This is a genomic window from Carboxydocella sp. ULO1, from assembly GCF_002049255.1.
Lineage (GTDB): Bacteria > Bacillota.
This window is the reverse complement of the sequence record NZ_BDLQ01000058.1, coordinates 1-23,902: the sequence shown is the minus strand read 5'-3', so window position 1 is coordinate 23,902 and position 23,902 is coordinate 1. Positions and strand designations below refer to the sequence as shown.

Below are 23,902 nucleotides of genomic sequence, written 5' to 3'. Positions count from 1 at the left end.
GTTCTTATGGAAAAATACGTCTGTGTTATTTGCGGCTATGTCTATGACCCGGCAGTTGGGGATACGGATAATGGGATTGCTCCTGGCACTCCTTTTGAAGCTCTGCCGGCAGACTGGGTTTGCCCCATGTGTGGCGCTGGCAAGGAAGATTTCGAAAAAGAGTAAGGCTTTTGGCCCCGGGAAAGCCCGGGGCCTTTCTGGCAAGGAGGATTAGATTGTATGCGCAAGCTATTGTTGCTTGTAATTGTATTGCTGGTCATCATTACTGGCTGTGCCAGACAGACTACCTCTCCTCCGCAGCTGGATAATAAAACGGCGGCCATAGTGAACGGCGAAAAGATCAGCACCGTTGACTTTGAACGCCGGGTAGAGAAGAAAAAGTTTGTCCTCACGGCTCAGGGCACGGATTTTAACGGGCCCAGCCGGGAGCATGCCCTGACCATGCTCCGGGAAGAGGTAATCGCTGACCTGGTCAGGGAAACTTTATTAATGCAGGAGGCGACCAGACTAAAGCTGATAGCTACTGATGCGGAAGTAGAGGCGGTTATCAAGGAAATCCGGGCCAATTTTCCCGATGAGGCCACCTTCCAGGCTACAATGCAGGCCCGGGGGCTGACAGTGGAGGCGATGCACAAATATAACCGGCTCCAGCTGACACGACAGAAGCTGGTGCAATACTGGGGCGGGGAGGATAAACTGCAGGAAAGGTTGGCAGAGGTGGAAAAAAAGGCGAAGATCCGTATTAATGATCAGGTAGTGGAACGGATATTGCAAGAAATTTAAATATAATCCCCACTAACTATATTGACATACTTAGATATACATGCTATTGTTATACTACACAAATAAATAGGCGACTCTTATCGCGAGTGGTGGAGGGACTGGCCCGATGAAGCCCGGCAACAGCCGCCTGAAGGCGGAAATGTGCCAAATCCTGCAGGCAAAAGCCTGAGAGATGAGAGGGAAGCATGGTTATGCCAGGCGCCTCTCGGGCGCTTTTAATTTTTTCAAGAAAGGGGAAAGGATAATGAACAAAAAACCAGGCTTTGATACGATTGCACTTCATGGCGGGCAACAACCTGATCCTGCTACTGGAGCCAGGGCTGTGCCCATTTATCAGACTACATCCTATTGCTTCCGTGATTCCCAGCATGCGGCCGACCTGTTTGCCCTGAAGGAAGCGGGCAATATTTATACCCGGATTATGAATCCCACTACTGATGTGTTTGAACAGCGGATGGCCCAGCTGGAAGGAGGAGTAGGGGCACTGGCTGTTTCCTCCGGTCAGGCGGCTATCACTTTCTCCATCCTTAACCTGGCCCAGGCCGGTGATGAAATCGTAGCTTCCAGCAGCCTTTATGGCGGGACCTATAACCTGTTTGCCCACACCCTCCCTAAACTGGGGATCAAGGTGATTTTCGTCGACTCCCGGGATCCGGAAAATTACCGACAGGCTATTACCCCTAAGACCAAAGCCCTTTATGGAGAACTGATCGGGAACCCGCGCCTGGATGTGCTGGATATAGAAAGGGTGGCGGAAATCGCCCATGAAAACGGGATTCCCCTGATTGTGGACAACACCCTGGGGACGCCTTACCTCTGCCGGCCCATAGAACATGGAGCGGATATAGTGGTCCATTCGGCCACCAAGTTTATCGGAGGCCATGGGACTTCTATTGGCGGGGTCATTATTGACGGGGGCAAATTTGACTGGTCGGCCAGTGGTAAATTCCCCGGTCTGACTGAACCCGACCCCAGCTACCATGGGATGAAATACCATGAAGCCCTGGGACCGCTGGCTTATATCGTTAAGGCCAGAGTGCAGTTATTGCGGGATCTGGGTTCCTGCTTGAGTCCCTTCAACAGCTTCCTTTTCCTGCAGGGTCTGGAAACCCTGTCCCTGCGCATGGAGCGGCATAGCAGCAATGCCCTGCAAGTAGCCCGCTGGTTGGAACAGCATCCCCTGGTAGAATGGGTTAACTATCCTGGTTTGGCAAGCAGCCCGGAATACGCCAGGGCACAAAAATACCTGCCCCGGGGCCAGGGAGCTATCCTGACCTTTGGCATTAAGGGCGGTCTGGAGGCAGGTCGGAAATTTATCGATAGCCTTGAATTATTCTCCCATCTGGCCAATGTAGGGGATGCCAAATCCCTGGTCATTCATCCGGCCTCTACCACCCACCAGCAATTAACTCCGGAACAGCAATTGACAACCGGGGTAACGGAAGAAATGATCCGTCTCTCCATTGGTTTGGAAGATGTCAATGACCTGATCGCTGACCTGGATCAGGCCCTGCAAAAAGCCCAGGCCTAAGGCCTGGACTTATTTTTGCAGTAATAGACGGGCACCGATAACCAGGAGCAAGAGACCGGCCAGGTGGGTCCAGTGGGGCTGTTTGGGCGTAAGACCAGCCAGGCCCAGATAATCCAGCAAGGCGGCGGTGCTGACCTGGCCGACGATAATTGCTGTAGTGGCGGAAATGGCCCCCAGGCGGCTAATGCCCAGCACGACGGTAGCAATAATGGCTACATTGATAAAACCCCCCAGATAGGCATACCAGGGGACTGTACTGATTTTCCCCCAGGTTGGAAAACCGGTACCGGTAAAAATCAGCACCGCCCCCACTCCCGCCAGTCCCAGCAAATGTACCAGCAGGGTGGCAGGCCAGAGGCCGAGGTTTTTGTTGAGCAGGGTGTTAAGTACCCCTTGTACAGCCATCAGGGACCCGGCTGCCACCGGAATCAACAGTGCAGTCCAATTGCTCATTATCTCCCCTCCCGTGTCGAAAAAGATAATTACATTTATTATTCTGGCTATTAATGTAATGTTTTATGTAAAAAGAGGATTTTTTTGCAGCAGGGAGAATACAAATAAATTATTAGATAGCAGGCAGAATAACTCGGGCTCATAGCGGAGAAAGGGGCTTGGGGAGATGAAACTGAATCTGAGGACCAGGTTAACGCTGATTCTAGCGGTGCTTGTCTTCTTTTCCTGTGGTCTGACGGGCTGGCTGGCGGTCTATCGGGCTAAATCAGTGATTGAAGACGAAATGCTGGACCAGGTTAAACGGATATCCTTGCATTTGGACAAAAAAATAGAAGGGGATTTTGAAATGATCATGGCCCGCCTGGGAGTAATTAATGCTGCCGAAGGGACCAAGTGGCAGGAACTCAAGGCGGAATTGCAACGGCTGGTCACGGCTGAGCTGGTAGGCAGCGCAGATGAGATGGGAGCAGCCTACCATGTGGAAGGTCGGGACTGGCTGGTGGCGGTAAAGGAACCGCCGGGCGGAGAACTGTTTTTGCGCCAGTTATTGCGCAGGGTACATCAGCTGGAAAACAAAAACATCTGGGAAGAACACCTTTTTACTGAAAATGGTGTACAGATGATTGTGCGTCCCCTGATCCGTAATGACCAGATAATTGGTCATGTCTTTGTCTGGCGAACTATTGAACCCATTGAAAATCTGGTCGATAAACTGAAAACCGAAATTTTACTGGTTTTTATTTTAACCTTTGTTATGGGCCTGGCGGGGGTTTTCTGGTTATCCCGGGCCCTGCTGACAGATGTAGACAAAATCAAGGAAGGGATTCAGAGGTTGAAATTTGATTTGCATTCTCCTCTGCCCAAAGTAGGAAGTGAGCTGGAGGAGATTGCGGCTGCTATTGAAACCCTGTCGGTTTCCCTCCTGAACTTGCAGGAAGCCAGCAAGGGGCTGGTGGCTTCCCGCTATCTGGACGAAACCCTGCAACGAGGCCTGGAAATGATAGAAAGAGTATTCGGGGCCAAATATGCCGCTATTTTCCTGTATGATGAAAAGGCTGATGAGCTGAGCATTAAAGCATCCATTGGCTTAAGCCGGGAATATGTCAAAACCGTAAGGATGAAAAAAGGGGAAGGTTATAGCGGCAGGGTCATGTTGACCGATTTGCCATCTGCAACCGATGATTTGCGCAGGGATGAACGCACTGTCTGGGTGCAGATGGTACGCTTTGAAGGGATCGTTTCCCTGCTGGTGGTACCTTTAAGGGGCAAGGGGGGGCTGCTGGGAACCATTGAGGTCTATACCAAACATAAACACACTTTTACCCCCAGTGAGATCAGTTTGCTTTCATCTCTGGCTCACCAGATCGGGTTATCGGTGGAAAATGCCATGCTCTTTGAGGAAATGCAAACCAGAGCAATTACCGACCGTTTAACTGGTTTATATAACCAGAAGCAATTTTATGAACTACTGCAATCAGAGATTGCGGCTGCGCAGTTATATAAAAAGCCTCTTTCCTTGTTGATGCTGGATGTCGACTTTTTCAAGCAGTACAATGATACCTTTGGCCATCCGGCCGGGGACCGTCTGTTAAAGGAATTTGCCCGTATTCTGGTGGAGAATGTGCGACCTGATGATATTGTCGCCCGTTACGGGGGTGAGGAATTTGCCATTATCCTGCGGGAGACTTCCCTGGAACAGGCTCTGGACATTGCGGAACGCATACGCCAGAAAGTGGCTGATTCCAGGTTTGAAGGCCGGCTCCAGCAACCCAGTGGACGGATAACCTGTTCCATCGGGATTGCCCAGTATCCCGTTCATGCCAAAACCCTGGAAGACCTGGTCAAACGGGCAGATGAAGCTCTGTACCGGGCCAAGTACAATGGCCGTAACCGGGTGGCTTACCACCTGACCTTTATGGATGCTCTGCTGGAGTCTCTGCCGGCGGAAGAGAAAAACAAGCTGGAACGGCTAAAGACTATGATTACAGTCATCAATGCCCGGGACCGCTATACTTTCGGGCACAGCGAACGGGTGATGATGCTGGCCTGTAAAGTAGGAGAACGAATGGGTCTGACGGCAGAACGCCTTAATCTGTTACAACTGGCAGCCTATTTCCATGATATTGGTAAAATGGAAGTAACCAAGGAGATTTTGTGCAAAGAAGGCGATTTAACAGAAGCAGAATGGGAACAGTTAAAACAACACGCTGTTGCCGGTGGGGCAGTGGTCAAGACCATACCGGTTCTGGCAGAAGTAGCCCTGATTATCCGCCATCACCATGAACGCTATGATGGTTCCGGATATCCTGACGGATTGGCGGGAGATAATATACCTCTGGAGGCCCGGATCCTGGCGGTGGTGGATGCCTGGGATGCCATGACCAGTACCCGGGTGTTCCGGGAAGCCAAAGGTCCGGAACAGGCTCTGTTGGAAATCAGGGAACAGAGCGGGAAACAGTTTGATCCCCGAATTGTAGAAATCTTTACTGCCCTGGTTGAAGGAGGTGAGCTAAATGGCCCAGGTAGTCATCAATGTCGAGGGCATGAGCTGCGGCCATTGTAAAATGGCAGTGGAAAAGGCGCTGAAGCAGGTTGGTGGGGTCACTGAGGCTGTAGTGGATCTGGCAGCCAAACAAGTGACAGTTACCTATGATGAAAATCAAACTGGTTTAGCTGCTTTGCATGCTGCCATTGAAGAGGCCGGCTATGATGTAGTCAAGTAAGTAAAAGGGCAATACCTGAATACGGGTATTGCCCTTTTACTTTTTTGGCAGAATATAACCTGAGGTGGTAAGGTTTGTACAGCAGAGTGGATCGTACCGGGGAAATAGCCTGGAAAATAGCCAATTACCTCTGGCGTTACCGGCATTTGCGGGAATTGAAGGCCATTGGCGAGGTGGTCAGGGCTTTGCTGCAGGAACTGGGTCCGACTTTTATCAAACTGGGACAGGTAGCCAGTACCCGGCCGGATCTTCTGCCGGAAGAATTGTGTCAGCAGTTGCGGGAGTTACAGGATCAGGCCGGCTTGATGAGCCCTGAAGAAGTAAAGGTTCAGGTCCAGCGCGGCTTAGGCCGCTCGGTAGAAGAGCTTTTTGCTTATTTTGACTGGCAACCTCTGGCCTCTGCTTCCATCGCCCAGGTGCATTTAGCTATTTTGCCCAGCGGGGAAAAGGTAGCTGTTAAAATCAAGCGGGCCGGGATTGAACGACAGATCAACGGGGACCTGGTTGCCCTGGAGCGGCTGCTGCCTTATCTGCAAAAAGTGAGAGTAATCCAGGAGACGCTGGATAGTGAGCAGCTTTATCAGCAATTCCGGCGCATTATCCGACGGGAACTGGATTTCTCGGCAGAAGGACTGGCGGTAGAACATTTTGCCTTTCTCTATCGGGAATGTCCCTGGCCTGTGCGCTTGCCCCGGGTTTTCTGGGAATATAGCAGTAAGGATGTACTGACTATGGAATATATCGCGGGAGAAAAACTATCTGTCCTGGCTGAGCGGGAGGAATGGGAACAAAGACGGCAGCTGGCACGGCACTGGCTGGGGGTTTTTCTTTATCCCCTTTTTAATGTCGGGGTTTTTCATGCCGATCCTCATCCCGGCAATATCCTGGTGGATGGAGAGGGCAAAATAGTTCTGCTGGATTTTGGGGCTGTAGGCCGGTTTGATCAACAGTTTCGGGAACAGGTAGCACAGCTGATGGTAGCTTTATGGCGGCAACGGACTGATGAGGTAGTGGAATTAACCCTCAAGATGGGTCAACCCCGGGGCCGGGTGGATTTTTACCGGTTATTCGAGGATCTGGCCTGCCTGCTGGAGCGAACCAGGGGCATGGGGAGAGGGAAAATCTCTTTTGGCCAGATCATTCAGGGCATGGTGGGAATTGCGGTTAATCATCAGATTCGCATGCCGCCTCCTTTTTTTCTGCTGGGCAAGGCTCTATTGCTGGCTGAGGGGCTGGCGGTTCAGCTGGATCCGGAAATCAATATCCTGGAGGTAGCGGAACCCCTGGGCCGTCAGGCTCTGGTCCGGGAATGGCAGGGGTGGTGGCAGGATTTGCCCCGCTGGTGGGGGGAATGGCAGAAACTGAATCGGGACCTGCCCCGACAGATGCATGTAATTCTGGAGCAATTGGCCAGGGGGGAAATGCGCTTTATTTTTCATCACCGTAATTTACAGTGGTTATATGATATGCTGGAAGTTATATCCAGTCGGTTGGCTTTGAGTATGATTGTAGCGGCCATTACTGTTGGTTCGGCCCTGATTTTGCATGCCGGTTTTGGCCCCAAGGTATTTGGCTATCCTGTTCTGGGGGTATCCGGTTTTCTGGTTTCCACTTTATTTGGCGCCTGGATGGCCATGATTTTACTGAAAAAGGTAAAATAGGGGTTGTAGAGGTACTGACCCAGCTGTTATAATATACAAAAGTAAAAATCAGCTGTTATAAAGGGGAGGGAGTGGCTTGGATAAAAACATGGAAAGGGAAATTCTTGAGCTACTGGAACAGAATAGCCGCTACACGACGGCGGAAATAGCAAGCTTGCTGGGAGAACCGGAGGAGGAGGTGGCCCAGGCTATCGCCCGACTGGTGGCGGACAGGGTAATTGTCAAATACCATACCATCATTAACTGGGAGAAATTCGGTGATGATGCTGTTTCCGCCATGATCGATGTCAAGATCACTCCCCAGCGGGATAAGGGCTATGATGCCGTAGCCCGGCGCATCTACCGCTATCCCGAGGTCAAGTCGGTTTTTCTGATGTCAGGGGCTTATGACCTGGCGGTACTGATCGAGGGACGCACTCTGAAAGAAGTGGCCCTGTTTGTGGCGGAAAAACTGGCTACTCTTGAAGATGTGCAGAGCACCACCACCCATTTTGTGTTAAAAAAGTACAAACAGGCCGGTGTAATTCTGGATGAGGATGCCGGTGATGATGAGCGGCTGGTGGTGTCACCGTGATTGAGAAGGTGGCCACTCTGGTCCGGGAGCTTCCGCCTTCCGGGATCAGGCGTTTTTTTGACCTGGTAGCAGAAACTCCAGGGGTAATTTCCCTGGGGGTAGGGGAACCGGATTTCGTCACACCCTGGGCGGGCCGGGAGGCCTGTATCTGGGGGCTGGAGAAGGGGAAAACCCACTATACCAGCAATCATGGCTTGCTGGAATTGCGGGAAGCCATTAGCAGGGATGTGGAGGCTAACCTGGGGGTGAGCTATGACCCCAGACGAGAAATTATGGTGACCGTTGGCGTATCGGAAGCCCTGGATATTGCTTTGAGGGCTCTGCTCAATCCAGGGGAAGAAGTGATTATCCCTGAGCCTTCTTATGTTTCCTATCAGCCCTGTACTTTGCTGGCCGGAGGACGGCCGGTGCCAGTAGCGACCAGCTGGGAAGATGGATTCCGCTTGACGCCGGCGGCTCTGGAACAGGCTTTGACCCCTCGCACCAAGGCGGTTTTGCTCTGTTATCCCAATAATCCGACTGGTACTACCCTGAGCCGTCAGGACCTGGAAGGGATCGCCGAAATCGCCCGGGCCCGAGATCTTATCGTTATTGCCGATGAAATTTATCATCATCTGACCTATGGGCGGCAGCATTTCAGTATCGCAGCTTTACCGGACATGAAAGAGCGTACCATTTTGCTAAATGGTTTCTCCAAAGCCTATGCTATGACGGGCTGGCGCCTGGGTTATGCCTGCGCTCATCCTGATCTGATCAGTGCGATGGTGAAAATTCACCAGTATACCATGCTCTGTGCCCCGATTACAGCGCAGCTGGCCGCACTGGAAGTGCTGAAAAGCTGCCGGGGGGAAATGGAGGCAATGGTACGGGAATATGATCGACGGCGGCGACTGGTAGTGGCTGGATTGAGGGAAGCAGGCCTGGAGTGCCATGAACCGGAAGGGGCCTTTTATGTCTTTCCTTCCATTCGCAGTACAGGACTAACTTCCGAGCAGTTTGCCACCGAGTTGCTGCGGGAGCAAAAGGTGGCGGTAGTGCCGGGGTCGGCTTTTGGGGCAGCCGGCGAAGGCTGTATCCGTATTTCCTATGCCTATTCCCTGGCCCAGTTACAGGAGGCCTTAAAGCGTATCAGGATGTTCGTGCAGTCCAGGATGGCAGGATAGTAGAGCTGAGCATGAGCAGGAAGCCAGGAAAGAGCAGAACGGAGGTATGGTAGAATGATTAAATGGGTGTTGCTGGTTCTTTTTGTTTCAATCCTGATCGGCAGTGGTTGGTGGGCGCGCAGCAAAAACAGGACACCGGGAGACTTCTTTCTGGGAGGCAGGAAGGTCGGGCCCTGGATGACTGCTTTTGCTTATGGTACCACTTACTTTTCTGCCGTTCTTTTTGTTGGTTATGCCGGTAAAGTAGGATGGGGGTTTGGTTTAAGCGCTCTCTGGGTCGCTCTCGGCAATGCCCTGCTGGGCAGCTGGCTGGCCTGGAAGGTGCTGGCCCGTCCCACCAGGCAAATGACAGAGCGCCTGGGAGTGATGACTATGCCGGAATTTTTCCGGGCCCGCTATCAGAGTCCGCTGATGAAGGTACTGGCATCCAGTTTGATTTTTGTTTTCCTAGTGCCTTATTCTGCTTCCGTTTACATGGGCTTAAGCTACCTTTTTGAACAAATCTTTGGTCTTCCCTACGCCCTGGTGGCCTGGCTGATGGCTGCCGTGACGGCAGTATTTCTTATTCTGGGCGGTTATCTGGCAGTAGCGGTTACAGATTTTATTCAGGGGATTGTCATGCTGGGGGGAGTCGGAGTGATGACCTGGTATATCCTCCATGCTCCCCAGGTAGGCGGTCTGGCTACCGGTATCAGCCGGCTGGCAGAGAAGGGGAGCCAGCTGGTCAGTTTTTTTCCCCAGGGCCCGGGTCTGGAGCAATTGCTGGCCCTGGTCTTGCTTACCAGCTTTGGTACCTGGGGGATGCCCCAGATGGTGCAAAAATTCTGTGCAATTCGCGATGAGAAAGTGGTCTACACCGCTACTCGTATCACTACCTTATTTGCCCTGTTGATTTCCGGAGCAGCTTATGGCATCGGTGCCTTCAGCCGCCTCTTTTTTGACCAGATTCCCCTGGATCCGGTCACAGGGAAACCTTCTGCCGACCTGATCATGCCCCTGATTTTAAAACAGGCCCTGCCGGAATGGGCAGCAGCGGTCATCTTGCTGCTGGTCTTATCCGCTTCCATGTCGACTCTATCTTCTCTGGTACTGGTGGCCAGTTCAGCCCTGACCATGGATGTGATCCATAGCTGGCTGGCCCCTGGTTTAACCCCCCGTCGGGTTTTGCAGCTGTTGCGTTTGTTCAGCCTGGTTTTTGTCGGCTTTTCCCTCTATATTGCCCTGCAAAAACCCGCAATTATCCTGACCCTGATGGCTTTATCCTGGGGGACGGTGGCCGGGGCTTTTCTGGGACCCTATCTCTGGGGGCTGTACAGCCGCCGGGTCAATCAAACGGGGGCTCTGGCCGGGATGGTGGCAGGAGCGGCATTCTCCATTATCTGGGCCTGGTATTTTCAGATGGATGCCAAATATATACCTCTAGGCGGGTGTCTGGCCATGTTGACCTCTATCCTGACGGTACCGGTGTTCAGTCTGGTGGGTCAACAATTACCGGCGGATCACCTGGCCCTGGTATTCGGTGAGGAAGGTGGAATCAACCAGGGAGAGGAAGGAGCAATGGTGGATGTGGGATAAGGAGGAGAGCTTGAACCGGGAAGAGCTGCAGGCAATCCAGCTGGAACGTTTACAGGCAACAGTGAAAAGAGCCTATGAACGGGTACCCTATTACCGGGAACTGCTGGATGAGCAGGGAGTAACCCCGGCGGATATTCGCAGCCTGGAAGATGTGCGTTTGTTGCCTTTTACTACCAAGGATGTTTTGCGGGAGCAGTATCCCTATGGTCTGTTTGCCGTACCGCTGGAGGAAATCGTGCGTTTGCACGCCTCCTCCGGTACTACCGGCAAGCCTACTGTTGTCGGTTATACCAAACAGGATCTGAAAACCTGGGCCAATCTGATTGCCCGGATTGTAACCATGGCCGGAGTTGAGCGGCGGGATATCGCCCAGATCTGTTTTGGCTACGGCTTGTTTACCGGTGCTTTTGGATTGCATTATGGTCTGGAAGAGGTGGGGGTTACCATAGTGCCGGCTTCTACCGGCAATTCCGAGAAACAGATCATGTTGATGCAGGATTTTGGCACTACAGTGCTGGTCAGTACGCCTTCCTACGCCCTTTACCTGGCGGAAGTAGCCCGGGGGATGGGGGTTGAACCCCGTTCCCTGGGCTTAAGAATCGGCCTGTTTGGCTCCGAGCCCTGGTCGGAGGAAATCAGGCAGCAAATTGAGGCGGAATGGGGCCTGTTTGCTACTGACAATTACGGATTAAGTGAAGTGATGGGACCGGGTGTAGCGGGGGAATGCCAGGCGCGCCAGGGATTGCATATTAATGAAGACCACTTTCTGGTGGAACTGATCAATCCCGAGACCGGTGAACCGGTTGGTCCGGGTGAACAGGGGGAACTGGTGTTTACTCCGCTGACCAAAGAGGCCTTGCCTATTTTGCGCTATCGGACCCGGGACCTGGCTACCCTTGACTATGCTCCCTGTGCCTGTGGCCGTACTCTTGTGCGCATGAGCCGGGTTTGTGGCCGTTCTGATGACATGCTGGTGATTCGAGGTGTCAATGTTTTCCCCACCCAGGTGGAAAGCGTTTTGTTGACTGTACCGGCCGTAGCTCCCCATTACCAGCTGGTGGTACGGAAAAAGGGCTTTCTGGATGATCTGGAGGTTCGGGTGGAATTAAAAGAAGAATACTTTACTGATGATTATAAGAAACTGGTGGAAATCGAAGAGGAAATTCGCCACAAGTTGCAAAATGTTTTATCTATTGGCACCAAAGTCACTCTGGCAGCACCGGGAAGTATTGAGCGTTTCACCGGCAAAGCCAGAAGGGTGCTGGATTTACGGCAAGAGGGGAAGGGGAGAAAGAATGAAGGAACTGCTGACAGGCAATGAGGCCATTGCCCGGGGAGCTTATGAAGCCGGGGTTGTGGTAGCTGCCGGTTATCCGGGCACACCCAGTACAGAGATTCTGGAAAACATGACCAAATACCCGAACATCAAGGCCCAGTGGTCTCCCAATGAGAAGGTGGCCCTGGAAGTGGGGGCAGGGGCGGCTATTGCCGGGGCCCGCACGATTGTGACCATGAAACACGTTGGGGTTAATGTGGCTGCTGACCCCTTGCTGACTCTGGCTTATACCGGTGTTAATGGTGGCTTTTTGCTGGTAGCTGCTGACGACCCGGGGATGCACAGCTCCCAGAATGAGCAGGATTCCCGCTATTACGGGCGTCTGGCTAAAATTCCGGTATTAGAACCGGCAGACAGCCAGGAATGCAAGGATTTTGTCCTGCTGGGACTGGCTCTCTCCGAACAATTTGATACCCCGGTTATGCTCAGAACTCATACCCGGATTGCCCATAGCCAGACGCTGGTAGAGCTGGGAGAACCCCTGGTTACGGAAGTAAAACCCTACCAGAAAAACCCGCAGAAATATGTGATGATTCCTGCTTACGGACGGCAGCGCCATCTGGTAGTGGAAGAAAGGATGCGCCAGCTGGCTGCCTGGGCGGAAACGGCGGAGATTAACCGTCTGGAGTGGGGAGACCGGGATATGGGTATTATCACTTCCGGTATTTGTTATCAGTATGTTCGGGAAGCTTTTCCGCGGGCAACAGTGTTGAAACTGGGACTGACCAATCCCCTGCCGATAGAAAAAATAAAGGAACTGGCCGCTGGGGTGGAACAGGTCTTCGTTGTGGAGGAACTGGATGGTTTGATTGAAGAACAGGTCAAGGCCATGGGGATTATGGTGCAGGGCAAAGAGCTCTTCCCGCCGGTGGGGGAATTGAGCGCAACCCTGGTGCGGCGGCAAATCCTGCTGGCTTGTGGGCGGCAGGAGGAGGCAGAATATTTGCCCCGGCAACCGCAAGGCCAGGAAGTGCCCAATCGGCCACCGGTATTGTGTCCTGGTTGTCCCCACCGTGCTACCTTTTTCATGCTGCGGGAATTGAAGCTGCGGGTGGCCGGGGATATCGGCTGCTATACCCTGGGAGTATTGCCGCCTCTCAATGCCATAGATACCTGTATCTGTATGGGTGCCAGTATCGGCGCGGCCCTGGGGATGGAAAAGGCCAATCCGGAAGAATTTAAAGGGCGGACGGTAGCGGTGATCGGGGATTCCACCTTCCTGCATTCCGGTATTACCGGTTTGCTGGACCTGGTTTATAATGGCGGAACCGGCACGGTGCTGATTCTGGATAACCGGACGACAGCCATGACGGGACACCAGCCTCACCCTGGCACTGGCCAGCGGCTGAGCGGGGAAGCGGCTCCCCAGGTGGACCTGGCGGCGATTGCCCGGGCCTGTGGGGTTAAAAGAATAGCTGAAGTGGATCCCTTTGAACTGAAAGCATTCCGGCAAATCCTGAAGGAAGAACTGGCTGCTGCTGAGCCTTCAGTAATAATCGTACGGCGCCCCTGTGCCCTGATCGTCAAGGAGAAAAACCCGCCTCTGGCTATTGACCCGGAAAAATGCCTTAACTGTGGGCGCTGTATCTCCCTGGGTTGTCCCGCCATTAGCAAGGGAGAGGACAAGCCGGTGATCGATCAGGCTTTATGTAATGGTTGTGACCTCTGTGCCCGGGTATGTCCGGTGGAGGCCATCAGCAGCAAGGGGGGCGAGGCATAATGGCAGATATACTGAATATATTGCTGGTAGGAGTAGGTGGTCAGGGAACCATTCTAGCAGCCAAAGTTCTGGCAGCGGCGGCCCTGGCCCAGGGGCTGGATGTAAAGATGTCGGAAATCCACGGCATGGCTCAGCGGGGGGGAAGTGTGATCACTCATGTTCGGGTAGGGGAAAAAGTTTTTTCACCCCTGGTGGAAAGCGGGGAAGCCGATATCATAGTAGCCTTTGAGGAACTGGAGGCCCTGCGCTATGCTCATTATTTGCGGCCCGGTGGAATAATCATTGTCAATCAACGGCAAATTCCCCCGCTACCGGTGGTAATCGGGGCGGCCCCGTATCCGCAAGAAGTTACCGGGAAACTGGCAGCCTATGGGCAGGTGCAGGTAATAGCGGCCGAGGAACTGGCCGGCCAGGCTGGTAACCCCAGGGGTGCCAACCTGGTTTTGCTGGGGGCCCTGGCAGCCCGGTTGCCCTGGGCTCTGGCTGACTGGGAAGCAGCCATTCAAGCGAGAGTTCCAGCCCGTTTCCTGGAAAGCAATTTAACAGCCTTTCAACTGGGTTTCGCGAAAAATGTCGATTAATGTCGAAAAAGGACTTGGCAAATTCAAAAAGTTTTGCTATTATGTTAGTGGTTATGCATAACATCTTTTCAGTCCCCCTTGAAACCGGGTATCATAAACAATGATACCTGGTATTTTTTTTAGCTCGGGTGAGGTGATCAGGGTGTTAACGGTGAAAATTCAGCTGCGCAGTTATCAGCAGGAAAAAGGGGGAGAATATAGCGGGGGAGAGTGGGAAACCACTGGCTATTATCTGAGGGAAAACAACCAGTATCGCCTGTTCTATCAGGAACCGGCGGAAACAGGGCTGGATACCCGGACGGAAATCACGGTGGATGGGGAGGAATTGACAGTTCGCCGCCGGGGAGCTGTGGAAATGGAACAGAGCTTTTGCCGGGGGAGACATTGCCGGGGGAATTATCGCACTCCCTACGGACAGTTGGCCCTGGAAACCAGAACGATTCAGACAGAGGTAAACTTGACAGAGACCGGTGGAAATATTAAGCTAAAGTATGAACTTTTTTTGGCAGGAGAATACATAGGCATCCACTGGTTGGAAATAAATTTCCAGGCAGAATGAGTGGGTAGGAGGAACAGTGTATGGATAATTTGATTGCCAGCTTGCGCCAACAGTTGAATGAAGCCATCCTTTATGCGGTGGAAGAGAGCCGTGAGCGGGGAGAGCTGACCCTTGAAAGTATACCCGAATTTGTGCTGGAGATACCGCGGGAAAAAGCTCACGGTGATTTTGCTACTAATATCGCTATGTTACTAACCCGTCAGGCCAGAAAAGCGCCCCGGCAGATTGCCGAAACCTTGCTGCCTTACCTGCAAGCAAAACTGGGGGAGACAGTTACTGCTATTGAAGTAGCGGGACCGGGTTTTATCAATTTCCGCTTAAATCCTCGCTGGCTGCAACAGGTGGTACCTCTAGTGCTGAACAAAGGGGCAGATTACGGGCGCACTCAGGTCGGTGGTGGCAAAAAGGTTCAGGTGGAGTTTGTTTCCGCTAACCCTACCGGTTTGTTGCATATGGGCAATGCCCGGGGGGCGGCTTTAGGAGATACCATTGCGGCTTTACTGGATTTTTCCGGTCATGCTGTGACCCGGGAGTTTTATATCAATGATGCCGGTAACCAGATCGAAAATTTCGGCAAATCCCTGGAAGCCCGTTATTTGCAATTACTGGGCCAGGATGTAGAATTTCCGGAAGAGGGCTACCATGGTCGGGATATTATCGAGACTATGCAGAAACTGATCGATCAGGAAGGGGACAAATGGCTGACAGTTGCTCCTGCTGAGCGCCGGGCTTATTTTATCCAGTTTGGCCTCAAGGAAAAACTGGGGGCGATCAAAACTGTCCTGGAGCGCTTTGGCGTTCACTATGATGTCTGGTTCAGTGAGCAATCCCTTCATGACTCCGGGGCGGTGACCAATGTCATCGAGGAACTGCGGCAGAAAGGCTATATTTACGAAGAAGACGGGGCTCTCTGGTTTAAGGCAACCGCTTTCGGAGATGACAAGGATGAAGTAGTGGTTCGCAAAAATGGAGTACCTACTTACTTCGCGGCCGATATCGCTTACCATAAGAACAAGTTTGACCGCGGGTTTGAACGGGTAATCAATATCTGGGGGGCTGATCACCACGGCCATGTAGCCCGGATGAAAGGGGCTATGGCGGCTTTAGGTTATGATCCGGACAAGCTGGATGTGGTGATCATGCAGCTGGTGCGCCTTTTCAAAGGCGGCGAAATTGTCCGCATGTCCAAGCGTTCCGGGGAGTTTGTAACCCTGGAGGATTTGATTGAAGAGGTAGGGGTAGATGCCGCCCGTTACTTCTTCATCATGCGCAGTGCGGATAGCCACCTGGATTTCGACCTGGACCTGGCCAGGACTCAATCCAGTGAAAACCCGGTCTATTATGTCCAGTATGCCCATGCCCGTATCTGCAGTATTCTGCGCCAGGTCGAGGAGAAGGGGCTGAGCTTGCCGGCAGTGGAAAAAGCGGATTTTGCCTGCCTGCAACAACCGGAAGAGCAGGATCTGCTCAAAAAACTGGCGGAACTGCCGGATGAGATTGCTTATGCGGCTATTAACCTGGAACCCCACCGGATTGCCCGTTATGCCCACGAGCTGGCAGCGGCTTTCCACAGTTTCTATAATCATTGCCGGGTGATCGGGGAGGAAGAGAAAATCTATCAGGCCCGGGTCTTACTGGTGAAGGCTACTCAGATCGCTCTGGCCAATACTTTGCGGCTGCTGGGAGTAACTGCTCCGGAACGGATGTAAAAAGCACTTGTCAAAGGTCTGACCTTTCCGTATAATAAGAATTGCCTTCTATTAAAGGAGGCGGTTGGGTGTGAGGGGCTGAAACGGCGGAAAGGAGGATGACCGATGAAAGAACTGCTGATGGCCACTTTGTCCGGCGCCATCGTAGGCCTGGTTTTTGGTTTCATGAAACTGCCCATTCCAGCTCCCGCTAGTTTGACGGGGATTATGGGCATAGTCGGCATCTTTCTGGGCTATATTGTTTCGCAAAACTTGCGCTGACCTGCTGGTTGGCGCTTTTGTTTTTTTGGTGAGAGCAGCAGGAAATCGTTGACAAACGGCGAATATTGTATCAAACAATATCCCCGAAAGCGGGAGAGGAGTTGGGAGCAGTGGCAAAATACTCCTATGCCGAATTGGCTTATCGCATCCTCAGGGAGGCACAAAGACCCTTACCGGTACGGCAATTGCTGGAACAGGTAGTGGCTGAACAGCAAAAAAATGAAGGCCAGCTCAAGGGCAGTTTGCCCCAGCTGATGGCCAGTGCCTATACGGAAATCAACCTGGACCAGAGATTTGTTCACCTGGGTGAAGGGCTGTGGAGCATACGGGAACTGGTAGGTACCAGGACCACCCCTGATGACAGCTGGGATATCTAACTTGACAATTATCGACGCCACAAGCTAAAATAGTACAGTATGGAAAAAAAACAAATCAGCTGGTACACGGCTGATTTGTTCTTTTTGTGAGGGGGCAAAATTATAATGACCAAGTACATCTTTGTGACGGGCGGAGTAGTTTCATCACTGGGAAAAGGGATCACTGCGGCCTCTTTAGGTCGGCTCCTGAAAAGCAGAGGCCTGAAGGTGGCTATCCAGAAGTTTGATCCCTACATCAACGTGGATCCCGGCACCATGAGCCCCTACCAGCACGGTGAAGTCTTTGTTACCGATGACGGAGCGGAGACAGACCTGGACCTGGGGCATTATGAGCGCTTTGTCGACATCAGTGTTACCAAAAACTCCAATGTGACCACCGGCAAAATCTACTGGTCGGTAATCAGCAAGGAACGGAAAGGGGACTATCTGGGCGGAACAGTACAGGTTATTCCCCATATCACCAATGAAATCAAGGACCGGATTTACAGGGTAGCCAGGGAGTCCAATCCTGATGTAGTGATTACAGAAATCGGTGGTACTGTCGGTGACATCGAGTCCCTGCCTTTTCTAGAGGCCATCCGGCAGATTAAAGGGGATATCGGTAAGGAAAATGTCCTTTACATTCATGTTACCCTTGTACCTTATATTAAAGCTGCTGGTGAGCTGAAAACCAAGCCCACCCAGCACAGTGTCAAGGAGCTGCGCAGTATCGGGATAAAGCCGGATGTTATCGTTTGCCGGACCGAACGGCCTTTGTCCCGGGAGATGGAAGAAAAACTGGCCCTGTTCTGTGACATCGATCCTGAAGCAGTGATTCAGGCAGTAGATGCTTCCTCCATATATGAAGTGCCGCTGATGCTGAAAAAAGAGGGCCTGGATGATATCGTGATCGAAAAACTGGGCTTAACCTGCGGGGAAGCGGATTTGCGGGAATGGGAAGAAATCGTGGAAAAGGTCAAGAATCCCCGCGCCTTTGTCAATATCGCTGTCGTCGGTAAATATGTGGAGCTGCCGGATGCCTACATGAGTGTGGCTGAGGCCCTGCGCCATGGCGGTATTTATCACGAAGCTGCTGTTAATATCCTCTGGGTCAGTGCCGAGGAAATGGAACGCCGGGATCCGGCCGAGTTGCTGGCTGAAGCTGATGGTATCCTGGTACCCGGTGGCTTTGGGGATCGGGGAATTGAAGGCAAAATCCGGGCCATCAATTATGCCCGGGAGAAAGGGATTCCTTTCCTTGGTATTTGTCTGGGTATGCAATGCGCTGTGATCGAGTTTGCCCGTAATGTAGCCGGATTGAAGGGAGCTAACAGTTCCGAGTTTGGTGACACTCCCTATCCTGTTATCGACCTGCTGCCGGAACAGAAGGATATCGAGGAAATGGGAGGAACCATGCGATTGGGCATCTATCCCTGCAAGCTCGCCAGTGACAGCAGGGCTTATACGGCCTACGGGGAAGAGCTGATTTATGAACGCCATCGCCATCGTTTTGAATTCAATAACGAGTTCAGGGAACAGCTAACTGAGCTGGGCCTGGTGATTTCCGGTACCAGTCCGGATGGGCGGCTGGTAGAAATTGTGGAATTGCCGGATCACCCCTGGTTTGTGGCTACCCAGTTTCACCCTGAATTCAAGTCCCGGCCTAACCGGCCCCATCCCCTGTTCCGGGATTTTGTCGGTGCAGCTCTGAATAGGGCATAAGCCAGCAAAGCCCGCCATAAGCTGTAAGGAGAAGGGTGGGAACAGCATGAAAAAAAGGCTCATAGTCCTTGTGTTGCTCGCTGTGATCGTAATCCCGGTACTGCTGGCCATTAAACAAAATGGTTTGGGAGGAGAAGGAAAGAAAAAGGCTGCACTCCCTAAAGGCGGGGATAAAATCGGAATTATATATGTCGAAGGGCCCATTGTAGGCGGTCGCTCAGAGGATGGAATCTTTGGCCAGGCGGTAGCTGCTGGTGATGATTTGATGGAGCAACTAAGGGAGGCCCGGGAAGATGATAGCATCAAGGCGGTAATCCTGCGCATAAACAGCCCGGGAGGCAGTGCAGCTGCTTCCCAGGAGGTAGGCGAAGAAATCGACCGCCTGCGGGAAGCCGGTAAGGTGATAGTCACTTCCATGGGGGATGTGGCGGCATCTGGCGGTTACTGGCTGGCTGCCAAAACCGATTATATTGTGGCTAATCCCGCTACAATGACCGGCAGTATCGGTGTGATTATGCGGTTTCAGGAACTAAAAGGCCTGTATGACAAGCTGGGCATTACCGATAATACCATCAAATCCGGGCCGTTGAAGGATATTGGCAGTGAAGCCCGGCCTATGACTCCGGCGGAAAAGGCTTTGCTGCAGGGCATGGTCAATGACATCTATGAACAGTTTGTGGATGTAGTGGCTGAAGGGCGCAAATTGCCCCGGGAAAAGGTCAAGGCCCTGGCTGATGGCCGGATTTTCACCGGCCGCCAGGCCAAAGAGGCCGGGTTGGTAGATGAACTGGGCAACTTCTATACCGCAGTGGAAAAAACCAGGGAGTTGGCCCATCTGGATGAAGAAGCAGAACTGGTAGAACTGGGTAAACCTTCCCCCTGGCGCAAGATCTTCGGCAGCACTGAAACTGTCGGACTGAGCGGGCCTTTGCGCCTGTCTCCTGCGGAAGAAGCCGCTCTTAAGAAGCTGTTGAGTGGAATCAAAGGGGGAGAATAGCGTGGGTTTTCTGGATTTAATTTATGGTGTATTTGTGCAGCCCCGGCGTCTTTTTCGCTCTCTGGCGGAACAGCCCCGGCCGGGTGCGGCATTTCTGGCTGTAATCATAGTTGCGGTCCTGAATCTGGTTACTCAGGTTTATGTGGTTTTACCGGGGGAATTGAAGAATGTTCCTCAAGGGGCAGAGGAGCTGGCCCTCGTTCAGGAGTTTTTTCGCCTGCCTTCCATGCAGATTTTGATGATCATTGCAGGGGCGTTGTTTTCCCTGGTCTGGTTAGTAATGCAAGCGGGGTATTTTCAGGTACTGGCGGAGATGTTAGGGGGAATACCCCGCTCTGCTCTGGCGCTGTTTTCAGCACTTGCATTGGCCCAAACGGTGCAAGTAGTAATGATCCCCCTGCAGGCGCTGGTGGCAATAGGGGTGCTCAATCAATTGTTGCTGGGACTAGGAGCACTGATTGTATATATTTACAGTTCCCTGATCCTTCCCTACTGGGCTATGCGGGAAATCAGCGAACTCAGCAGTGGTCGCACCTTGTTGGTTGTATTTTCGCCTCTGTTGATTTTCCTGGCGTTCCTGATTTTAATCGGGGCAGGTATTGGGATAGCTGTTCAGCATTTTGGCGATTTTTTCAATTCTCTATGAAAAAGACTTTACCTCAACCGCAGTGCGAACTGCGGTTTTTGTTTGTCCAGCATAATATATGATTGTTTATAAAATTCCTGCCTTTTTGGCAGGAAAAGTTGTTTTTGTGCAGAATATGGAATTAAGCTAGTGAGATTGGGGGGACTAAATTTGGCAGAAAAGAAAATTTTAATTGTGGATGACCAGGTAGGAATTCGCATGTTAATGCGAGAAGCGCTCAAGGATTTAACCAGTCAGCTGGAAATGGCAGCTAGCGGCCAGGAAGCGATTGAAAAATTTCTTAGTTTTCAGCCAGACATCATGTTGATTGACTTGAAAATGCCGGGGATGAATGGTTTGGAAGTTTTAGAAGCATTGCAGGATAAACGCGAAAAATGTCGAATTATCTTAATGACGGCATACGGGGAGCTAGATGTGATGTCCCAGGTGCCTAAAATAGGCATTGATGAGTATTTGACCAAACCTTTTGATATCAACGAGTTGCGCCAGATCATAACCAGATACCTGTGATAGTGGGACAAAATTTTTATGGGTGGGACCAAAAACGTAGCAGGAATTTGGGGGTTGATGGCGAATACTCAATTTCGAGTGAGGTGTAAAAGCAATGGTCATTACAACCCAGGCCAGTGTTGCGATCAGGTGTCCTGCCTGTGGACGGCTGGAACTGCATAGTTTGTCGCTTTTTCAACTGAATAAGGGTCAGAGCCTGGAAATTTTCTGTTCCTGCGGAGCACGGGTAGCAACTTTTAAGATGAAAAAAGGACAGGAAGTTTATTTGCAGGTGGATTGTGTCCTCTGTGATGCCAAACATCTCTACCAGTTCCACCGCAAACAGGTATGGGGCAAGAAGGTGCTGAACCTGATCTGTGCTGACAGCAAACTGGATCTGGGGCACCTGGGCCCGAAAGAACAGGTAGCCCGCCTGGTGAAAAACCACGAGGCCGAGTTGCTGAAATTGCTGCAGGAGATAGAGGATGCCGACTATTTTCGGGCCCCGGAAGTGATGTTACAGGCGGTCAGTTATCTGCAGGACCTGGCGGTAGATGGGGCGGTTTATTGCAGTTGTGGCAATCCCCATATCGGCATGGATCTTCTGCCTGACCGAATAGAACTGCATTGCCGGGATTGTGATGCGGTAGGGGTAGTTTATGTGGAGAATGAACAGGAATTAGCTGCTATCAAAAGCCTAAGGGAAGTAGAATTGACTGCCGGCAGCCTGTCAATTATTGAACCGCCGCTGTTTTCTCCCTATCCCCAGGGACAAACCAAAAAATAAGCATAGAAGAGTTTGGGCTGGTCATATACTAAACTTGCAGGGACAAGTTTAGTATTTTCCTTTTTCAGCCTATTTAAAAATATTAAGGAGGTTATCCGTATGGCACTGGTACCTATTACCGAACTACTGAAAGAGGCAGAAGCTGGCGGATATGCCGTCGGTGCCTTTAACTGCAACAACATGGAAATTGTCCAGGCGATCATCGCTGCAGCTGAAGCGGAAAAGGCTCCGGTTATCATGCAGGCCAGTCAGGGAGCCATCAAATATGCTGGATTGGATTACATAGTGGCAATGGCCAAAACAGCAGCGGAAAAAGCTACTGTGCCGGTGGCCCTGCATCTGGACCATGGCACCAGCTTCGAACAGGTGATGAAATGCATCCGGGCGGGCTTTTCGTCCGTCATGATCGATGGTTCCAAATTACCCCTGGAAGAAAATATTGCTCTTACCAAAAAAGTTATTGACGTGGCCCATGCAGTAGGTGTTTCCGTAGAAGCGGAACTGGGTAAAATCGGTGGTACTGAGGATGATATCTCTGTAGATGAAAAAGAGGCTTTGTTCACCGACCCGGAAGAAGCCCGCATTTTTGTAGAGCGCACCGGCGTAGATGCTCTGGCTGTGGCTATCGGTACTGCCCATGGTCAGTACAAGGGAGTGCCCAAGCTGGATTTTGAGCGGTTGAAGAAAATTCGCTCCCTGGTGAATGTTCCCATCGTTTTGCATGGTTCTTCCGGTGTACCTGATGAAGCCATCCAGGAAGCCATCCGTCTGGGGGTGCGCAAGGTAAATATTGACACCAATATCCGGGAAGCCTTCGTCGCCGCCATGCGGGAAGTGCTGGCTCGGGATGAAAAGGAAATTGATCCGCGCAAGGTGCTGACTCCGGCCAGGGAAGCGGCTATTGAAGTAATCCGGGAAAAAATACGGGTATTCGGGAGCAGTGGTAAAGCATGAGATTGTTTATTGATACAGCCAATATCGAAGAAATTAAAGCAGCTAACGATTTAGGAGTCATTGCCGGAGTTACCACTAACCCGTCCTTGATTGCCAGAGAAGGACGAAATTTCGAAGAGGTAGTACGGGAAATCTGCGCTATTGTGGATGGGCCCATCAGTGCCGAGGTAATCAGCACTGAAGCGGAAGGGATGCTGGTTGAAGCCCGGCAGCTGGCAGCTATTCATCCCAATATCGTGATCAAAATCCCCATGACCGGCGAAGGTTTGAAAGCGGTTAAGGTGCTGGCTAAAGAAGGGATTCGCACCAATGTCACTCTGATTTTTTCCGCCAGCCAGGCCTTGCTGGCTGCCCTGGCGGGGGCCACTTATGTCAGCCCCTTTGTCGGGCGCCTGGATGATATCAGCCATGATGGTATCCAGCTGATTGCCGATATCGCTGCCATTTTCGACTTGCACGGACTGGAAACGGAAATCATCGCTGCTTCCATCCGTCATCCCATGCATGTAGTTGAGGCAGCCAAAGCGGGTGCCCATATTGCCACCATCCCATACGGGGTATTGCAACAAATGCTGAAGCATCCATTGACTGACATCGGGATTCAGAAGTTCCTGGCCGACTGGCAAAAGGTAGCAGGCAAGTAAAATAAGGCCCTTCCCCGCGGGGAAGAGGCCTTTTTTGTTTTAGGAAATTATGCTTTAAGGCTTGATGTGGATAACTTAGAGTGTTAAGGTAGAAATATGAGGACAAGTGATGAAAGAAAAGAGACAAGCAATAAAGATAGTAGACATACTCAAGAACCATTGGAAAGTGTCATTAAAGCAGTAGAAAAAGCCAGTTTTTCCGCTTATTTCAAGAGTTTACTTGGTTTTCAGACATGCGAAAGTTGAGTTAGTAAATTATGAGTCCTGTTTGCTTTTGACTGCAGGCAGTTTTTTGTTTTTCTAGATTAATATTGTTAAAATTAAAAAAGTTCTAGGAGAGGAGGAGAACTTTGAAAAAAATATATTCTAAGGGCTTAATTTTTCAGATTTTAGTTTTAATAGGAATGGTATTGTTGATAACATCAGTTCTGTCTTTTTTTATACTTTGGGAAATAAATCAAACACAAAAAGTTTTATTAGAGCAACAGAAAAGTAATCTTAATAAGATTTTAGAAATAGTTATCTCTAAAACGATTCCATTATATGAATTTAAAAAGACCAATTTTAAAATAATTGGAAAGAAACAGAAAAAAATAAATATAACTGTACCTAAGATTAGCATATCAAAACCATTTGGATTAGAAATTAAAAAAGTTATAGATTCAATTAGTAATAACT

The 23,902-nt window shown here is 51.2% G+C and carries 25 protein-coding genes and 1 riboswitch; of the genes, 24 read left to right on the top strand and 1 reads right to left on the bottom strand.

The genetic code is table 11. From position 1 onward, the window contains the following. Positions 1-6 precede the first annotated feature (6 nt). From rd to ULO1_RS08285, 3 genes are all read left to right on the top strand, one after another. On the top strand, positions 7-165 hold the full coding sequence (rd, locus tag ULO1_RS08295; RefSeq protein ID WP_078665397.1) for a rubredoxin: 159 nt from the start codon (positions 7-9) through the stop codon (positions 163-165). 54 nt (positions 166-219) lie between these two features. Continuing rightward, positions 220-783 (top strand): SurA N-terminal domain-containing protein, encoded by a 564-nt coding sequence (locus ULO1_RS08290; RefSeq protein WP_079906470.1) that lies wholly within the window; start codon positions 220-222, stop codon positions 781-783. A gap of 74 nt (positions 784-857) precedes the next feature. Further along, positions 858-962, top strand: a riboswitch (SAM riboswitch). 65 nt (positions 963-1,027) lie between these two features. Beyond that, positions 1,028-2,314 (top strand): homocysteine synthase, encoded by a 1,287-nt coding sequence (locus ULO1_RS08285; protein WP_078665395.1) that lies wholly within the window; start codon positions 1,028-1,030, stop codon positions 2,312-2,314. A 9-nt stretch (positions 2,315-2,323) separates the two neighbouring features. On the opposite strand, the gene ULO1_RS08280 is transcribed toward ULO1_RS08285, so the two are convergent. Continuing rightward, positions 2,324-2,767: a DMT family transporter gene (locus tag ULO1_RS08280; RefSeq protein WP_078665394.1), complete on the bottom strand. Its 444-nt coding sequence runs from the start codon at positions 2,765-2,767 to the stop codon at positions 2,324-2,326. 166 nt (positions 2,768-2,933) lie between these two features. Between ULO1_RS08280 and ULO1_RS08275 the strand changes: the two genes are divergently transcribed. The 21 genes from ULO1_RS08275 to ULO1_RS08175 form a co-directional block, all read left to right on the top strand. Beyond that, positions 2,934-5,330 carry a diguanylate cyclase gene (locus ULO1_RS08275; protein ID WP_079933367.1) on the top strand — a complete coding sequence of 799 codons (2,397 nt, stop codon included), beginning with the start codon at positions 2,934-2,936 and terminating at the stop codon, positions 5,328-5,330. Continuing rightward, entirely contained in the window at positions 5,281-5,490 is a 210-nt protein-coding gene (locus tag ULO1_RS08270) for a cation transporter (RefSeq protein ID WP_078665392.1), read from the top strand. The genes ULO1_RS08275 and ULO1_RS08270 overlap by 50 nt, the downstream gene beginning before the upstream one ends. 74 nt (positions 5,491-5,564) lie before the next feature. Beyond that, on the top strand, positions 5,565-7,151 hold the full coding sequence (locus ULO1_RS08265) for an AarF/ABC1/UbiB kinase family protein (RefSeq protein WP_079933366.1): 1,587 nt from the start codon (positions 5,565-5,567) through the stop codon (positions 7,149-7,151). Between the two features lie 88 nt (positions 7,152-7,239). After that, positions 7,240-7,725 carry an Lrp/AsnC family transcriptional regulator gene (locus tag ULO1_RS08260; protein WP_079906477.1) on the top strand — a complete coding sequence of 162 codons (486 nt, stop codon included), beginning with the start codon at positions 7,240-7,242 and terminating at the stop codon, positions 7,723-7,725. After that, positions 7,722-8,888 (top strand): aminotransferase class I/II-fold pyridoxal phosphate-dependent enzyme, encoded by a 1,167-nt coding sequence (locus ULO1_RS08255; RefSeq protein ID WP_079906474.1) that lies wholly within the window; start codon positions 7,722-7,724, stop codon positions 8,886-8,888. Before ULO1_RS08260 ends, ULO1_RS08255 begins: the two co-directional genes overlap by 4 nt. Before the next feature lie 54 nt (positions 8,889-8,942). Continuing rightward, the gene (locus ULO1_RS08250; protein ID WP_200805632.1) at positions 8,943-10,463 is read left to right on the top strand and encodes a sodium:solute symporter; all 1,521 of its coding nucleotides are present in this window, start codon (positions 8,943-8,945) and stop codon (positions 10,461-10,463) included. After that, entirely contained in the window at positions 10,453-11,784 is a 1,332-nt protein-coding gene (locus tag ULO1_RS08245; protein WP_079933365.1) for a phenylacetate--CoA ligase family protein, read from the top strand. The genes ULO1_RS08250 and ULO1_RS08245 overlap by 11 nt, the downstream gene beginning before the upstream one ends. Next, entirely contained in the window at positions 11,759-13,519 is a 1,761-nt protein-coding gene (gene iorA / locus ULO1_RS08240) for an indolepyruvate ferredoxin oxidoreductase subunit alpha (RefSeq protein ID WP_079933364.1), read from the top strand. The genes ULO1_RS08245 and iorA overlap by 26 nt, the downstream gene beginning before the upstream one ends. After that, positions 13,519-14,100 carry an indolepyruvate oxidoreductase subunit beta gene (locus tag ULO1_RS08235; protein ID WP_078665386.1) on the top strand — a complete coding sequence of 194 codons (582 nt, stop codon included), beginning with the start codon at positions 13,519-13,521 and terminating at the stop codon, positions 14,098-14,100. Before iorA ends, ULO1_RS08235 begins: the two co-directional genes overlap by 1 nt. 142 nt (positions 14,101-14,242) lie before the next feature. After that, positions 14,243-14,659: a DUF1934 domain-containing protein gene (locus ULO1_RS08230; protein ID WP_159071781.1), complete on the top strand. Its 417-nt coding sequence runs from the start codon at positions 14,243-14,245 to the stop codon at positions 14,657-14,659. Positions 14,660-14,679: 20 nt separating this feature from the next. Beyond that, entirely contained in the window at positions 14,680-16,368 is a 1,689-nt protein-coding gene (gene argS / locus ULO1_RS08225; protein ID WP_079906494.1) for an arginine--tRNA ligase, read from the top strand. Between the two features lie 105 nt (positions 16,369-16,473). After that, complete coding sequence (locus ULO1_RS08220) at positions 16,474-16,629, top strand: XapX domain-containing protein (protein WP_078665383.1); 156 nt, start codon at positions 16,474-16,476, stop codon at positions 16,627-16,629. Between the two features lie 110 nt (positions 16,630-16,739). Continuing rightward, the gene (rpoE, locus tag ULO1_RS08215) at positions 16,740-17,006 is read left to right on the top strand and encodes a DNA-directed RNA polymerase subunit delta (protein WP_159071782.1); all 267 of its coding nucleotides are present in this window, start codon (positions 16,740-16,742) and stop codon (positions 17,004-17,006) included. A gap of 105 nt (positions 17,007-17,111) precedes the next feature. After that, positions 17,112-18,707 (top strand): CTP synthase, encoded by a 1,596-nt coding sequence (locus ULO1_RS08210; RefSeq protein ID WP_078665381.1) that lies wholly within the window; start codon positions 17,112-17,114, stop codon positions 18,705-18,707. A gap of 46 nt (positions 18,708-18,753) precedes the next feature. Further along, positions 18,754-19,704: a signal peptide peptidase SppA gene (gene sppA, locus ULO1_RS08205; protein WP_079906495.1), complete on the top strand. Its 951-nt coding sequence runs from the start codon at positions 18,754-18,756 to the stop codon at positions 19,702-19,704. Position 19,705: 1 nt separating this feature from the next. After that, positions 19,706-20,350 carry a YIP1 family protein gene (locus ULO1_RS08200; RefSeq protein WP_159446549.1) on the top strand — a complete coding sequence of 215 codons (645 nt, stop codon included), beginning with the start codon at positions 19,706-19,708 and terminating at the stop codon, positions 20,348-20,350. A 150-nt stretch (positions 20,351-20,500) separates the two neighbouring features. Then, the gene (locus tag ULO1_RS08195) at positions 20,501-20,860 is read left to right on the top strand and encodes a response regulator (protein WP_078665378.1); all 360 of its coding nucleotides are present in this window, start codon (positions 20,501-20,503) and stop codon (positions 20,858-20,860) included. A 94-nt stretch (positions 20,861-20,954) separates the two neighbouring features. Then, positions 20,955-21,626 carry a hypothetical protein gene (locus ULO1_RS08190; RefSeq protein WP_079933363.1) on the top strand — a complete coding sequence of 224 codons (672 nt, stop codon included), beginning with the start codon at positions 20,955-20,957 and terminating at the stop codon, positions 21,624-21,626. 99 nt (positions 21,627-21,725) lie between these two features. Beyond that, positions 21,726-22,580, top strand: a complete 855-nt coding sequence (locus ULO1_RS08185) for a class II fructose-1,6-bisphosphate aldolase (RefSeq protein ID WP_079906497.1) — start codon at positions 21,726-21,728, stop codon at positions 22,578-22,580. Next, positions 22,577-23,224 carry a fructose-6-phosphate aldolase gene (gene fsa / locus ULO1_RS08180; RefSeq protein ID WP_078665375.1) on the top strand — a complete coding sequence of 216 codons (648 nt, stop codon included), beginning with the start codon at positions 22,577-22,579 and terminating at the stop codon, positions 23,222-23,224. Before ULO1_RS08185 ends, fsa begins: the two co-directional genes overlap by 4 nt. 350 nt (positions 23,225-23,574) lie before the next feature. After that, the coding region (locus ULO1_RS08175) for a hypothetical protein (protein WP_143325434.1) at positions 23,575-23,902 on the top strand (328 nt) is incomplete at its 3' end.